At 43.5% G+C, this 15,367-nt stretch carries 9 protein-coding genes; all 9 read right to left on the bottom strand.

Features of this window, described 5'->3' with window-relative positions; all coding sequences use genetic code 11:
• Positions 1-9: 9 nt before the first annotated feature.
• Positions 10-3,312 (bottom strand): SusC/RagA family TonB-linked outer membrane protein, encoded by a 3,303-nt coding sequence (locus VRU48_RS03870; RefSeq protein ID WP_330106607.1) that lies wholly within the window; start codon positions 3,310-3,312, stop codon positions 10-12.
• A 268-nt stretch (positions 3,313-3,580) separates the two neighbouring features.
• Positions 3,581-4,723 carry a FecR family protein gene (locus VRU48_RS03865; protein WP_330106606.1) on the bottom strand — a complete coding sequence of 381 codons (1,143 nt, stop codon included), beginning with the start codon at positions 4,721-4,723 and terminating at the stop codon, positions 3,581-3,583.
• A gap of 125 nt (positions 4,724-4,848) precedes the next feature.
• Positions 4,849-5,436 carry an RNA polymerase sigma factor gene (locus VRU48_RS03860; RefSeq protein ID WP_330106605.1) on the bottom strand — a complete coding sequence of 196 codons (588 nt, stop codon included), beginning with the start codon at positions 5,434-5,436 and terminating at the stop codon, positions 4,849-4,851.
• A 193-nt stretch (positions 5,437-5,629) separates the two neighbouring features.
• Positions 5,630-6,037, bottom strand: a complete 408-nt coding sequence (locus VRU48_RS03855) for a VOC family protein (RefSeq protein WP_330106604.1) — start codon at positions 6,035-6,037, stop codon at positions 5,630-5,632.
• 179 nt (positions 6,038-6,216) lie between these two features.
• On the bottom strand, positions 6,217-7,446 hold the full coding sequence (locus tag VRU48_RS03850; RefSeq protein ID WP_330106603.1) for a DUF2264 domain-containing protein: 1,230 nt from the start codon (positions 7,444-7,446) through the stop codon (positions 6,217-6,219).
• 18 nt (positions 7,447-7,464) lie between these two features.
• Positions 7,465-8,646: a glycoside hydrolase family 88 protein gene (locus VRU48_RS03845; RefSeq protein ID WP_330106602.1), complete on the bottom strand. Its 1,182-nt coding sequence runs from the start codon at positions 8,644-8,646 to the stop codon at positions 7,465-7,467.
• A gap of 185 nt (positions 8,647-8,831) precedes the next feature.
• Positions 8,832-10,586 (bottom strand): RagB/SusD family nutrient uptake outer membrane protein, encoded by a 1,755-nt coding sequence (locus tag VRU48_RS03840; protein WP_330106601.1) that lies wholly within the window; start codon positions 10,584-10,586, stop codon positions 8,832-8,834.
• Between the two features lie 10 nt (positions 10,587-10,596).
• Entirely contained in the window at positions 10,597-13,653 is a 3,057-nt protein-coding gene (locus VRU48_RS03835) for a SusC/RagA family TonB-linked outer membrane protein (protein ID WP_330106600.1), read from the bottom strand.
• A 57-nt stretch (positions 13,654-13,710) separates the two neighbouring features.
• Positions 13,711-15,366: a RagB/SusD family nutrient uptake outer membrane protein gene (locus VRU48_RS03830; RefSeq protein WP_330106599.1), complete on the bottom strand. Its 1,656-nt coding sequence runs from the start codon at positions 15,364-15,366 to the stop codon at positions 13,711-13,713.
• Between the last annotated feature and the right edge of the window lies 1 nt (position 15,367).

Below are 15,367 nucleotides of genomic sequence, written 5' to 3'. Positions count from 1 at the left end.
TCTTAATTTTTATAAACCCAATTTGATGTTAAAGCCTACAATACGTTGCGAAGGCGAGTTCAAGTCTTCCGAATTCACATCAGGATCTGAATATTTGAAATTGGTCCACATGAACAGATTTTGGCCTGTTACCGCAATCGAACCACGCTTTAAGCCTATTTTGCTCAAAACTTTTTGAGGAATGCTGTAGCCCAAAGACAATTCGCGCAACTTGATGAAGGTTTTGCTTTGGATGCCCCTATCTCCACCTCTATAGCTACGGGCATAGGTTTGGTAGCCTACTTTCACATCATTTGGTGCGTAAACCCTTGTATCGCCAATAATGTTGCCGTATTTATCGTAGGTTGCCGAACCAGAAACCAATTTCACGCCCTGTCCTACATAATTGTTAAGCTTATTAACTACTTGGTCATACCTGTAGGCATTATCGGTTTCTGGAGCCGTTCCGGTTTCGAACATGTAATCGTACAAATAGTTATACATGTAACCACCTACGCGACCATCAAGGGTCAATCCTAAGTTCCAGTTGCCATAGCTAAAGTTATTGATGAAGCCCACGGTAAAAGTTGGATCGCTATAGCCATATTTTTTAACATCTCTTGAGTTGCCTGTCGTACTTAGCAAAGGCATACCGCCAGCCGTGTGTACCAGGTTTCCGCTGGCATCGGTTACCCAATAGGCTGCGGTGTAAACATCGGTTCTGGCCCCTTTGTAAACCCATCTGCTGTCAGGAGAATAAAGCGGGTCTAAGTTTTCATAGTATAGATGTTGGTTAGACCAGTTGATCATCGAATTCCATTCAAACTTCGAATTTTTGATGATGCTGCCATCAACCGTAACTTCGAAGCCTCTACGTACCCTGGTTTCGGCAGTGTTAACCAATGTTGATGAAAAGCCCGAACTTTGCGGAATACTGGCCGTTGTTTGAGTATTGAAGTAGTATTTGTTAAAGTAGTTTACATCAACATGCAATCTCTTTTTAAACAAATAAGCCGAACCTCCAAGCTCCCAAGTACGTTCTGAACTTGGCAACAAGGTTTCGAAATCCAAGATGGTAGTTGGATAAGATGCCGAGTTTAAGCCATTCCAAACGTTGGTAGAAGTACCGTAAGTTTTATTGATTTCGAAAATACCTGCCGGTTTTTTCACCAAGGCTAAGGTTCCCCTTACCTTCAGCATGTCAATCACCTTAGGCATTTTGATCAGCTCGGAAAGGATAACACTTGTACCCGCACTTGGATAGAAATAAGATCTGTTGTTGGCAGGTTGGGTCGACATCCAGTCGTTTCTGCCTGTTAAATCTACGAAAACAGCATCTTTCCAGCCAAAGGCCGCCCTGCCGTATACACTGTTGTTTTTTCTTGGCGAAAAGGATTGGTTAACCGTTACAGGCTCAACCGAACCTCTTAGCGAGAAAAATGTTGGAGAAATCAATCCGTTTTTGGTGCTTCCCGAAAAACCTTCGTCTTCTTTATAAAACAAGTTTGCCCCAGCAAGCGCCTCAATAGAGAAATCGCTGATTTTTTTATTATAGTTCAAGATTACATCATTGGTAATGCTAAATCCGGTAGTGGTATTGATACTGTACATCCCTTTGGCATCCCATCCACCCCTGTTCGAATAGATGTTGGAAGTAGGGTTATGCATGGTGCTTTTGTTGTTGTAATTATCGTAACCCATGCGGACCAATAAATTCAAATCTTTGCTGAACTTGTAGTTGGCCGAAAAAGTAGCGTTCATGGTGTTCTCTACGCTACTGTTTATCTTTTCGTAGGCAATTAAGTAAGGATTATCGTACCAGTTGGTATACATCCAGTTTTGGGTTTTATTTGGAATTACCCAATAATCTCTATAATCCCTGATGTCGTATTCGGTACCGGTCCACATGATCAACTGGTACAAATAACCCTGGTTATTATAGCCAGAGCCCCATACTTGTGGCGTAGATTGGCGGCTCAAACCGAATCTTCCCTCGATCTTGAACTTAGGCGAAACGATAACTTCGCCACCACCGGTTACGTTGAACATGTTCAGTTCCTGATTAGGGAATTGGCCTTTGTTATAAACCTGATTTACACCAAGCCTAAAACTGCCGTTTTCGCTACTTTGGGCAATTGAAATATTATTGCTTGAAATGATACCAGTGCTCATGAAGTTTTTCAGGTTGTTTTTTCCAACCGACAGTAAAGGACGATTAGGCTCCATTTGCTTGGTTTGCGGGTTCCAGTCGGTTGCCGTATTGCCGGCATCCAGTTTAGGTCCCCAAACGTAGTCGTTGCCAATTACCCCATTTAAGCCACGGCCATAGCTCGATTGTACTTCTGGTATAGACAAATATCCCAGCTGGAACATGGTATTGCTGTTAAAATCGGCCGATACGCCATTTTTACCTGCACCTTTCTTGGTGGTAATTACATACACGCCATTGGCAGCCCTGGAACCATAAAGCGCCGAAGCAGCAGGTCCTTTTAAAATGTTGATGCTTTCAATATCATCGGTCGGGATATCACGCAGACTTAAATTGTCATAATCAACTCCGTCTACAATCAGCCTTGCAGTTTCTCCCCTCAACACTAATGTTGGAGTTGCATTAAATTCTGTCGAGTTTCTTACTTCCAAACCTGCTACACGACCAGAAAGCGAGGTTCCCAAATCTACCCCCTTAACGGTTTGCAGGTCTTTTCCATCTAATTTTTGGACAGAGTAGCCCAACGATTTTTCAGAGCGTTTAATACCCAAGGCGGTTACGACTACTTCGGTTAAGCCATTGGTGGCAGGCTCTAAACTTACATTGTAATATTTCTCTTCGCCTACGGTTATTTCTTTGCTGGTATAGCCGATAAATGAAACAACCAATACAGAGCCTTTTAGGGCGTTAATCGTATAAGAACCATTATCGTCGGTAACGGTGCCAATTTTGGTGCCCTTAACCACTACGCTTGCGCCGATGATGGGCTGGCCCGTTTCGTCGGTCACCTTGCCGCGTATGTTTTCAAAGAAGTTGGGATAACTGAGCTCCTCTTTTTTGCGGAGCACAATCGTTTTTTCAAATACCCTATAGCTTAAGGGCTGATCTTTAAAGCAAATGTTCAGCACTTCGTCAATCGAGGCATTTTTAACGTCGATATTTATTTTTTGAGCTTTTTCAAGTTCCAGGTTATCGTAGAGAAAAACATAGTCGCTTTGTTTTTCAATAGACTTAAAAATTGAACTTATCGAGGCATTTTTCTGTTTTAGGGTAAGATTTTGGCTATAAACACTTGCGCTAACCTGACAAAGGGCAGCAAGTAAGAGTATTGTTGTTAGCTTCATTACCAGAATAATTTGTTTTGGCTTATGCTGTAGCCGAAATACAGCACAAAAAGATGTACTAAAATTCATAAATTTGAATTTGGGTTTAAAACATTATAGGTTAGACAACTTGATGTACCTGCAGAGGATCGATCCTGGCAGGGTAAATTATTCCCAAAATCTTAAGACGGGAAGTGGTACGAACACTTCTCGTTTTTTATTGATAGGGAGAATTAAGTGGGTAGGTTTGTTTAGTATTTTTTCTTCATAGGTAATTTGTTTTAGTTTGCTAAGGTTTTACTGTGATTTGGTTATTTTCTATGGTACAGTTGATGCCCGAATAATGGAGCATCTCGATTAATTTTTCAGCCGTAGTTTTTCTTGGTATCTTACCAGAATATTCCTTGTTTAAAATAGGTCCTTTATAGCTTACGCTTACATTGTACCAGCGCGAAACCTGGCGCATAACCGATTGCAAATCGGCACGATCAAATTGGAAATAGCCGTTTTTCCATGCAATTATGGCATCCAAATCGTCTACTTCCTTAATAGCGATATGCGAAGACGATTTGCTTAAACTAGCCTGGAGCCCAGGAGTTAAGAGGGCCTTGTCTGCTCCTCTTTTAAGTTCGATGGCTCCCTCCAGCAAAGTTGTTTTTTCAAAGGCTTCGTCATCATAGGCATTCACATTGAAATGCGTACCCAGCACTTTGATTTCAGATTGGCTGGTATTTACAATAAATGGTTTGGCCTTATTTTTAAAAACCTCAAAATAAACTTCTCCAGTAATTTCAACCTGGCGATTGTCGCCTGTAAAAGCAGCTGGAAATTTGATGGAAGAATTGGCATTCAGCCAAACATTGGTGCCGTCGGTCAAGATCAGGTGGTACTGCCCACCCTTTGGCGTACTTATCGTGTTAATTGCCGTAGTTTTGGCATTCGTATTTGCGGCAAACGAATACACCAGTTCGCCACTTTTGGTTTTGGTGATGCTGGCACCCGATTGCTGGCCAATTTGGCCATTAGCCACCTCATTCAATATAACGGTAGAACCATCGGCAAGGGTTAAAACCGCATTGTTATCGCCAGGTTTAATTGTCGATTTTTTTGTCTTGATGAACGAAGCAAAGGAAACAGGCTTGTTCTTATGCAGATAGAAAAAAGCACCTACAGAAAAAACCAGCAATAATACAGCGGCCTTGGCCAGAAAAGCAGTACTGATTCTGAGCCTATTCTTAAGAACGGGAACCTCCTTTTCTGCTTCTATTTTAGACTTTACCCGATTAAAAATTACTTCTTTAAGTTGCGCTGCTTCATCAGCGGTATGTGCTGCTTCTGCTCCATTTACGGTTTCATACCAGGTCTCTACTGCCCTTTTCTCTTCGGCACTTGCTGTTTTGTTATTGTATTTTTTGAGTTGCTCTTTGTTCAAAATGAGTTGTATTTGCCATTATATCCGTTTAGGTCATATAAAGTACCATACGGTTTTCATATTTTTTTTCGATACCAGTGCAAATACCTGTAGATAGTACTTATTTACTTGAAATAAATAGTTGACTATAGCAATTTAGATAGGATAATGGACAATATGGCCAAGGAAGAATCATAGTTTTTTAAGCGGTTCCTTAAACGCTGATAGGCCATTTGCAATTGGTTTTTGATGGTCTGTTCGGATATCGATAAATCCTCGGCTATTTCTTTTATAGAGAGCTCATCTTCTTTTTTAAGGATATAAATTTCACGCATCCGAGGAGGCATCCGTTCTATTTCTTCATTGATAATCGCGGTCAGCTCTTTTTCGAGCAGCACATTTTGGGAATGTTGGTCTGCCACGATTTCGTTTCCGGCAACACTGATGGCATAGCGCAGCTGCACCTTGTTCTTCTCGTAAAGCTGCAGTATTTTATTCCGCAAGATGGCATAACAATAGGCCAATACGCTTTGCTCACTGTCGAGCATGTCTATTTTATCCCAAAGGCAAACAAATACATCCTGAACCAAATCCTTGGCCAGGTCGGCGCGCTGTACCTTTTTAAAGGCCTGCTTATAAAGTGGGTGCCAATAGATATCAAATACAAGCTGAAAGGCTTTTTCTTTATTTAGCTTTAATAAAATAAAAAAATCACTATCTAATTCCTGACACATATTACCTTGAACACCTCAATTAAGATTGGCAACCAAATATAATCGAAAAATCCAAATATAAAATTATCGTGACGTTAAAGAAAAAATTAAAAATGACAGGAATAAAAGTATTGCTTTTAGCTCCTTTAACCGACCCTTACAGGAATCAAAAAAATCCTTTAATTTTTCGTTAAAGGATTTTTCGGGCTGTGTTTTAGCTGTTTTTAAACTTTGCAACCGCTTCGGGAGTAGCGGGCGTAAAGAGATTGACCAAATTGCCGTCGGGATCTCTTAATAGCAGCGATTTATTTCCCCAAGGCATTAGGGTAGGCTCTTGCACCATATAGGTCTTTAGAAAGGCCGCCGATTCATCAAATTGTTGTTGTACGTCGTCAACCAAAAATTCAATAATCGTACTCCGGTTATGCGCAGGCTGCGCGATGCTGTCGCCACCAAAGAACTGTAAAGTTTGGGTACTTCCAATAGCCAAAGTTGCTGTTTTGGTCTTTAACTCGGCAAAATCGGGCGTATACCTTGTGGCCGTTGCTCCTGTTACCTGTTCATAAAAATTGATGAGTTCTTCTACCTTGGCGGTAATGATTCTGATGGATATTAAATTCATGGCTTACTAATTTTGTTAGGTGGCCAAGGTAGTTGGCACTTGTGACAACGGTTTTTCAGTGCTTATATTTTTTTCTCTTTTTTGTGGGCAACAAGCCATCAAATCTGTTGCCTAAACCTAAAATGCCCCGTTGCTTTAATGGCAACAGGGCATTGTTATTTAGCCGGTAAAGATTACCGCTAATATTCTACTTTATAATCTTTTTTAAGTGCGGTACCACCCCAAGCTTTAACCGAAGTCCATGGCGCGGGTGGTCCAGTCCAAAAAACATTGTCGGCCGGCAAACCAAGGGTAAGAAAACCCAAAGTAGCCATGTAAAGGCTGCCAGTTGAAGTATAGGTATCGGCAATCATGGGTTGATGTCCGTTAAAGCCCAACACCAGCCAGCCGTCTTTGTCAAAATTCTGGTTGCCATCGTACATGTTGTGCATCACCTTGGTTAGCGCGGCACGTACTTGTGTAGGCTGGATCCATTGAGGCAGTTTTTCCATCAACGCTACCTGGGCCAAGGCCTGAAAAGCGGCGGTTCTGTAGGTAATTGAACGTCCATAAGCGGGATAAGTGCCATCAGGCGCAATCACACGCTCCAAATATTCAGCATAACGGATCATGCGTTTCAAGGCAGAATCATAGTCGGTTTGCGAGGCCCTTCCCTTTTTGACCATGATGCCCAACAAATCGACCAGCATGGGATGGATCACATAAGAATTGTAATAATCCATGCTAAATTTTGCACCATCGCTGTACCAGCCGTCGCCCACATACCATTCTTTCATTTTGTTGAGCGAAAACTGAATGCGGGCTGGGTCATACTGCTCGCCAATGCTCATTAAAAAGCCTTCTGTGAGGCCAGCAAAAAGCAACCAGTTGTTATAGGCCCCGCTCCTGTCGCGCAAAGATTTAAACTCTGTTATAAAACGCTTTTTGGTTACTTCATCTAAAGGCTCCCAAAGTGCTTTTGGGGCACGCAAAAAAGCATGAGCTACATAAGCGGCATCTACAATAGGCTGATATTCGACACGATAATTGATATAATCGGGATTGGCTGGATCGACCGAATTAGTCAAAGCCTTTAACAATTCGGTACGCAATTGCTTACGCATTTTGCCTTCTTCGGTATCATCATCAGGCAAAGCAAGCCAGGGTGCTACACCGGCCATGGTACGTCCCAAGGCTTCCAGGTAGGTTACTTTTTCGCGGTTGCTATCATGATTTTCTGGTGTTTCAATGGGCATGTTTTTCTTCAGCGTGCCATTGGCCAGATTGTGGATTACCGGATAAGAAATCCTGTAAAGCGTTTTAGCCCAGAAAACCCGGTCTTGTGCACCGGTGCTTTCCTTTGTTTTTTGACCGGCTACCGCAAGCGCGATACAAACAAGCATTAAGGTGGATAGGAATTTAACTTTCATCGTGCTTTCTTGTTTGAATTATAGGTACCATTTTTTATAGCGCGCCAATGCTTCTAAATAATAATAGTCGGCATAAATAAGGGGCACGTCTATTTCGCTGTTCATTGGATAGGCGCCTGTGCTGTGCATCAACAAAAAGCCTCCATTTTCGCCAAGCTTAGCCCTGTAATCCGGACTGGCTAACGACTGCAACATGGTTTCGGCAGCTTTTATAAATTCCTTCTTTTCTTCTTTGGCGGTGTATTGGCCTAGTTCAAGCAAAGCCGAAGCGATGATGGCGCCTGCAGAAGCATCGCGTTTGGCAAACGGGATGCCTTGCGCGTCAAAATCCCAAAACGGGATTTTATCGGCAGGCAAGTTTGGATGATTTAAAATAAAATGAGCAATTCCTTTGGCCTGTTTCAGGTACTTCTGGTCTTTGGTAAAACGATACATCAAGGTGTAGCCGTACAGTGCCCAGCTTTGGCCACGCGACCACGAAGAACAATCGGCAGCGCCTTGCCAAGTGGCTTTTTTCTTTACTTTTCCGGTTTCGAGGTCGTAATCTACCACGTGGTAGGAACTAAAATCAGGGCGGAAATGATTGGCTAGTGTAGTGTTGGCATGTGTAATGGCTATTTCCTTGTATTTTTTGTCGCCCCCGTTTTCGCTTGCCCAAGTCAGCATTTCCAGATTCATCATGTTGTCTATAATTACCGGGCAGTTCCAATATTTGTTCTTGTTCCACGACTGTATAGACTTGATACTTGGCCTGTAGCGGGTTGACAACGATTCGGCCGAACGCAGGATAACCGACTTGTATTCTGGCTTATTGGTTAGTCGGTAGGCATTGCCGAAGCTGCAATACATCATAAAGCCCAAATCATGGTTTCCGGTAAAGGTTTGGTTAGGCTCAATGACTTTTAATGCGTTTTCTGCTTCTTGCTTGATGCTTTCATCGCGGGTTTGCTCATAAATATTCCATAAGGTACCCGAGTAAAAACCGCTGCACCACCATTTGATATCGTAATTGATGGGCTTACCATCTTTAAATGATTGTGGCGTTTTGCCTTCGGGTATGTTTTTGGCTAAAAACTTATATTGTTTGCCTGCAAATTCAAATTCATCTTTGATCAGCTGCGCCCAAGGCTTTTTGGCCTCTTGGGCATTACTTTTAGAAAACGCAGCTAAAAAAGCAAAGGCTATCAGTAGTCTCTTCATGTTTCTTTGTAGTTCGATAAAATTATTTCTCTTGTTCTTAAATATAGGATAACCTTTTGTTTTGTTGTATTCCTTTAAACCGGCGACTCATTCTATTAAGGCTTTAAAGCGATGAAAAGGCACCTCCCTATGGAACAAAGGGAGATGGCCTTAACATTACTAACCAAAAAAATAAGCGTTCAAAATTACCAACCCGGATTTTGAACCAGCGCAGTACTCCTTCCAATTTCTAAACTCATGATCGGAAACAAGTAGAATTTTTCGGTAAAAAGGTATGGTGTGTAAACATTTCTAGTACCATAGGTATAGGTGTTGTTGGCATTCTTGGTTACCGTAGTACCAATTGGCGTGATGTTCAGCTCCTGCATAGCCGTTTTCCAGCGACGTACGTCCCACATCCTATGTTCTTCGAAAGCAAGCTCCACCTTATATTCATTCTGGATTACTTTACGCATTTCTTCTTGGGTCATACCAGCTTTTAAACCATAGTTGCCAGCAACACCCGCGCTTACGCCACCACGTATACGAAGCTGTTTAAGGACATCGTAAACTTCTGTAGTTGGGCCGCTGTATTCGTTTTTGGCTTCGGCATAGCCCAATAAAATTTCTGCATAACGCAACAATGGCCAGCAACGCTCGGTAGAACCTGTTCCATCTTCGTTCAGCATCTTCCTGATGAAATAACTCGAATTAACCGATGAGTTGGTATAAGCATCTGCTGTTCCAGAATTAGCATAGCTGGCAATTTTGATCTTCGCGTTGCTGGTGTTGAACCAGTCGGCACCATTAAACAAGATGCTGTTGTAAAAACGCGGATCGCGGTTGAGGTAAGGGTTGTTTGCATCATAACCCGAAGTCGGATCGTCGATAGGCAAACCATTGCTCATGCCATAAGAATTTACCATCTGCAAAATTGGCACAGCCCGATAGCCATCGCCCAACGAAGGTACGCGCAACCAGCTTTCTAAGGTAGTGTTGTTGCCCTCCATCTTGGCCAAGATGTATTCGTTGTTGTAGCGTTTCTGGAAAACCTTGTAATAGCCGTAACCATTTCTGGTGGTATTGTCTACATACAGGTTATAGCTTCCCAAATCCATCACCGCTTTCATGGCTTGAAGCGCGGTATTCCACCTTTCCTTGTCGTAAGTTGGATACGAAGTAATGGCTTTTAGCGTGGCGTCGGTGGCAATTGAACCGCCGTTAAACAAAGGACTTGCGGCATACAAAAGGGCTCTGGCTTTTACGGCCAGCGCGGCTCCTTTGGTGGCTCTGCCATAATCTTGCGCAATTTGCGTTTCGAAGCTTGGCAAACCTGCTGCAGCGGCATCCAATTCGGTAGCGATGTACTTTATGCAATCGCTATAGCTGCTGCGCGGCACTTCGATCTTGTCTTCGATGTCAAACACCTTATCTCCAATCAAAGGCACACCTGCATAGCTTCTTACGAGCAAAAAGTAGTACCATGCTCTTAAAAATCGAGCTTGTGCAATCCAGTATGATTTGGTTTGGGCCGAAACAGGAGTTTCGTTAATGCGTTGCATCATCAAATTGCATCGTCTGATATTGGCCCAAGGCACATTCCACATTTCGGCAATTCCGGCCACCGATGTTTCTGGCGACATGTTACCGACAGCCATCAACGGTGCAGTGTTTTGAAGTCCGTTATAGCGATATGGCGAAGCTTCTCCACCAACCACCATGTGGCCTCCGGCGGCAAACCTCGACAAACCCTGGTAGCCATCGCTCATCTGGAAGGTAAATCCGATATCGTAATAGATACGATTAAGGAACATCGAAGTGTACGTACTGTCTTTAAATACGGCATCTCCGTTAAGGTCGTTCGAAACCTGAGGGTCGAGGAAATCGCTTCCTTTTTTACAGCCCTGTGCAACAATCAGAGAACCAATTATTGCAACAAATAAAATTACTTTGCTTTTCATATCAAATTTCTTAAAAAGTAACATTTACGCCTAAATTGAAAGTACGTTGGGCAGGATAACCGGTATTGGCACCTCCTATCGACTCTGGGTCTACCTGGTACTTTTTGTTCACGTTGGTTTTGGTAAACAGCATATTGCCGTTGGTGTATACCCTCACTGCTTTTAGGCCAACTGGTTTAACCCACGAATCAGGCAATTGGTATGAAAACTCGGCGGTTCTCAAACGAACATACCAGGCTTCGAGCAACCAGAAATCAGAGAAAAATGTTCTGGCATCGTTGATACTGGTACCACCCAAGGCCGGATATTGCGCCGTAGCGGCTGTTTCTGGCGTCCACCTTAATAGTTGCAGCGGCTGGTAGTTGTTAAAGCCCAGACCTTCAGAGTTCAATGCAATTGAGAAATTGTACGATCCCTGGAAGGCCAAATTCAAGCCAAAGCCTTTGTAATTAAAGCCCAAATTCAAGCCAATTACATTTGAAGGCAAGCTTGGCGAACCTATAGCTCTTCTGTCGTAGGCATCGATTACCTTATCGCCATTGATATCAAGATATTTCAAGTCGCCAGGCCTTGGAGTGATGCTTGGCTTGGCTACGTTCGGATCGGCGATATCAGCTGCACTGTAAAAGCCGTTAAACAAATAACCAAAGTTCTGGCCGATAGAATGGCCTGTTTCGGCCAACCATGGATATCTCGGCTGCGCTTCGTCTTTTTCGATGATCGTGTTTTTAGAGAAACTGTAGGTCAGGTTGATGCTATAGCCAAAATCCTTTAACTGGTTTTTGTAGGTTATTTCGCCATCCCATCCGTTACGTTCAACTATACCCAAGTTTACAGGTGGCAAGCTGGCCCCAAAAATACCCGAGATACTCGATCTGTTGGTCAAGATGTCATAGCGTTTGCCGTAGAAACGGTCGGCTACGATATTCAGCTTGTTCTTAAACATGTTCAGGTCTACCCCAAAGTTGGTTTGCAGGTCTTTTTCCCAAGTCACGTCCAAGTTGGCCAAACGCCCTTCGGTAACGCCGTTAAAGGTAGTCCCTTGGGTTTGTCCAAACTGCGTACCGTTGCCTGTGGTATAGGTTTGCTGATACACATAACCGAAGTTGCCGGCTACCCCATCATTACCCGTTAAACCCCTCGATGCGCGAAGTTTGAATACATCAACAAAAGGCAATGCTTTTTGGAAGAATTTCTCTTCGGCAATGTTCCAGGCCACCGAAGCCGCCGGGAAGAAGCCATAACGTTTGGAAGTTTGGAACCTATCAGAACCATTGTAGCCACCAATAAACTCAACCAAGTATTTTTGTTTGTAGTTGTAGCCAAAACGACCGGTATATCTTCTGTACACCCAAGGCAAGTTTGTGCCATCGCGACCAACATCCGATTTTTGGTCAATCAAAACCGTTCCGTATGCACGATGATCTTTAAACGTGTTGTCGTAGTTTAATATTCCCTGTAGCTGCAATACCTTTAAGGCCAAGCCTGTAGAAGTAGAAAGCGACGGAGGTGGCAACCTGTATAAGTTTGCCGTTGCCAAACGGTAAGAACCATCGGCCGAGTTGTAATAGTAAGAAGGGAAACTAGAACGACTTAACGTACGGTTGTTGGTTTGGCTGCTGGCATAAGAGATATTGGCTTTGGCCGAAAGTCCCTTGGTTAAAAAGTCTAATTTTTGTGTCGCGCCAAATACGGCATTCAAATCGTTGGCATAATCGCGGCTATAACCGTTGGTGGCTAATTTGGCTACGATGTTTTGCGATGAATTGGTAGCCTTGTTCTCGCCATAAGTACCATTAGGATTATAAATTGGATAAGCATAAGGCGCCAAGATAAACAGCTCGGTCATCAAAAGCCCGCTATAAATCGTTCCGTTGTTCAAAGGTCTGTTGGTGGTACCAAAACGACCGTTCACGTCAACCCTGAACGACAGGTTTTTATTGGCCTGAATGTCTAAGTTTGAGCGGAAATTGTAACGGTTGTACCAAAAAGCACTGTTATATCCCGATTCCTGTCCAAAGTTCTTGAACATACCATCTTGCGAAATGTAGCCGCCCGAAATGAAATATTTTACGGTATTGCTACCTCCCGAGATATCGATGTTGGTACGGTACTGTGGCGCCGATTTTCTGGTCAGCGTACCCCACCAATCTACATCAGGGTGTCCATAAGGGTCGGCACCGGTGCGGAAAAGTTCCAAATCTTGCGGCGTAAAAGTGGTTGTGGTCATTCCCGAATTTTTTTCGGCCTCTGTCAACAACGAAGCATTTTCGTACGACCTTAAGAACTTAGGCTTGTACGACCATGTTTGTAGCGCAAACTCTTGTCTTAAGTTGATAGACGGTTTGCCGGTTTGACCACGTTTGGTGGTAATTACCAAAACACCGTTCGCACCCCTCAATCCGTAAATGGCTGTGGTAGCTGCGTCTTTTAAAATCGAAATGCTTTCAATTTCATTCGGATCAAGGCGCTGTACGTCGCTCATGTTGTATTCGATGTCATCCACAATAATCAAGGCATTGTTCGAACTTCCAAGCGTGGTTGTTCCGGCAACACTACTCGACGTACCGTTGGCGGCGGTTACCCCTACATAAGAAGATACGCCCCTGATGAAGAACTGCGAAGCATCTAAACCAGGCTGGCCGCTACGCTGTACGGCAAAAAAGCCAGGCAAACGTCCCTGTAACGAGTTCTGCAAGTTTGTGGTCGGGTTTTGCTTCAGGTCCTTACTGGTGATACTGCTTACCGAACCGGTATTGGTCAGCTTTTTTTGCGTACCATAACCCAACACCACGATTTCTTCCAGGCCTTTGGTATCTTCGGCCATGGTAACATTGATCGTTTTTTGGTTAGGCGAAATACTCACCTCTTTGGTTAAATACCCCACCAGCTTGAACACCAAAACCTTTTCTTGTTTTAGGGTCAAAACGAAATGGCCATTATTATCGGTAGAAGTACCGTTTGTAGCAAGATTTTTTTCATAAACACTTACACCAACCAACGGTCCTCTGTCGTCAGCGACGTTTCCCGAGATTTGTTGCGCTTGGGCAAGGATAACAGGCAACATAAAGAGGCCTATTAATAGACTATATATAGAAATTTTCATAGTTTTTTCAGCTAAATGTTACCAACCAGGATTTTGTTGAAGTCTGTTGTTCTTTACCATTTCTCCATAAGGGATTGGGTATTGATACATCTTCGGCACCGTAAAAACAGCCGTAATTACAGGTACACGGGCATAGCTCAGTACTCCTGTAGTTGCATTTTTGGTGATGCGTATGCCAGTTAACGGCTTGTTCATCACTTGCTCGGCTATTTTCCAGCGACGGATATCCCAAAAACGTTGCTCTTCAAAAGCCATCTCTACACGGCGCTCGTGGCGAATCACATCACGCATTTGGGCTTGGGTTAAACCAGCAGCAAGTACGAAAGGATTTAATCCGGCGCGCTGTCTGATAGACTGGATGGCCGTATACACCGTTGCATCAGGACCCGAGGCTTCATTTTTAGCTTCGGCATAATTGAGCAACACTTCTGCATACCTGAAAATTGGGAAGTTATGGGTTACCGAGGCATAGGTTGATCCGGTGGTATTACTGCCCATAAACTTGCGGGCGTAATAGCCGGTACGGGTTTGTGTAGATACACCCCCTGGCCTATCGCGGCCACCATCAAAGGTTTCAACGCCTCTGCCCAACCAAGTCATGCCGTTATGAAAAATGGTTTGGTAAAATCTAGGGTCGCGGTTTACATAAGGATTGGTATCGCTATAGCCAGAAGTAGCATCGGTAATGGCTTTGCCATTGGCCATTTCAAAGGCATCAACCAATTCTTGCGTAGGGCTTGTTCGGCCTTGGCTCACCGTATTGTTGGCCAAATAGCCCATCGGAGAATTTGCATACTCGACGGTATTGCTGTTGGCGGCCTGAAAAGCGAAAATAATCTCGCGACTGGTACGCGATAAGAAAGCATTGGCATAAGTAGCTTCCAAGGCAAATTTGCCACTCGAAATATCCATAATGGCTTTGGCGGCATCGGCTGCTTTGGTCCATTTGGTCAAATCGTTTTGGGTATTGTACAAAGGACTTGCGGCATAAAGCAACATTCTTGCCTTTAAAGCCATGGCTGCGCCTTGGGTGGCCCTACCCAAATTGGTATTATCAATAGGGTCTTTACGCAATTGTGGCATTACAGCATCGCATTCTGATACAATATAGTTTACACACTCATCGTAACTGTTGCGAGGTATATTCAAATCGTCGGTAAAGTTGAATACCCTATCGCCAATTAGAGGCACTCCGCCAAAACGTTTCACCAGCTCAAAGTAAAACAGCGTCCTCAAAAACCTCGCTTCTGCCTTCCAATAACCTTTATTGGCCGCATTGGAACTGATCAGGTTAATCTTATCGATATTAGCCAGCATAATATTGGCCAACCTGATGCCTGTGTAGTTTTTGCTATAGGCATCGTCGGGATTGTTGTTGGCCGTCAAGGTTGAACGGGTAAAACGTTCAATAGACATGTTCAGGCCAGATGCGATGGCATCGTCAGATCCGGCATCGAGGTAATTGTTGTCAATTCTATTGTATCCATTAGGCACATAAGAATAGATGTTGTTCAAAAACTGTTCGGTATAGTACCCAATCGAGTCGGTCGTATCAAAAACCACATCTTCTTTCAGGTTCTGCAATGGCTCTTTTTCGATCAGGTTCTTTTGGCAACTGGCTATGGTAAAAACACATCCTGCCAGTATCAAAATATTTAGATATCTAGTTTTCATA

This window comes from Pedobacter albus (genome assembly GCF_036324255.1).
Lineage (GTDB): Bacteria > Bacteroidota > Bacteroidia > Sphingobacteriales > Sphingobacteriaceae > Pedobacter > Pedobacter albus.
This window is presented reverse-complemented; position numbering and strand designations above follow the sequence as displayed.

Excerpts from the sequence above, each read along its gene's own strand:
- VRU48_RS03870 (WP_330106607.1), bottom strand. The coding sequence starts at position 3,312 with ATGAAGCTAACAACAATACTCTTACTTGCTGCCCTTTGTCAGGTTAGC.
- VRU48_RS03860 (WP_330106605.1), bottom strand. The coding sequence starts at position 5,436 with ATGTGTCAGGAATTAGATAGTGATTTTTTTATTTTATTAAAGCTAAAT.
- VRU48_RS03855 (WP_330106604.1), bottom strand. The coding sequence starts at position 6,037 with ATGAATTTAATATCCATCAGAATCATTACCGCCAAGGTAGAAGAACTC.
- VRU48_RS03850 (WP_330106603.1), bottom strand. The coding sequence starts at position 7,446 with ATGAAAGTTAAATTCCTATCCACCTTAATGCTTGTTTGTATCGCGCTT.
- VRU48_RS03845 (WP_330106602.1), bottom strand. The coding sequence starts at position 8,646 with ATGAAGAGACTACTGATAGCCTTTGCTTTTTTAGCTGCGTTTTCTAAA.
- VRU48_RS03840 (WP_330106601.1), bottom strand. The coding sequence starts at position 10,586 with ATGAAAAGCAAAGTAATTTTATTTGTTGCAATAATTGGTTCTCTGATT.
- VRU48_RS03835 (WP_330106600.1), bottom strand. The coding sequence starts at position 13,653 with ATGTTGCCTGTTATCCTTGCCCAAGCGCAACAAATCTCGGGAAACGTC.
- VRU48_RS03830 (WP_330106599.1), bottom strand. The coding sequence starts at position 15,366 with ATGAAAACTAGATATCTAAATATTTTGATACTGGCAGGATGTGTTTTT.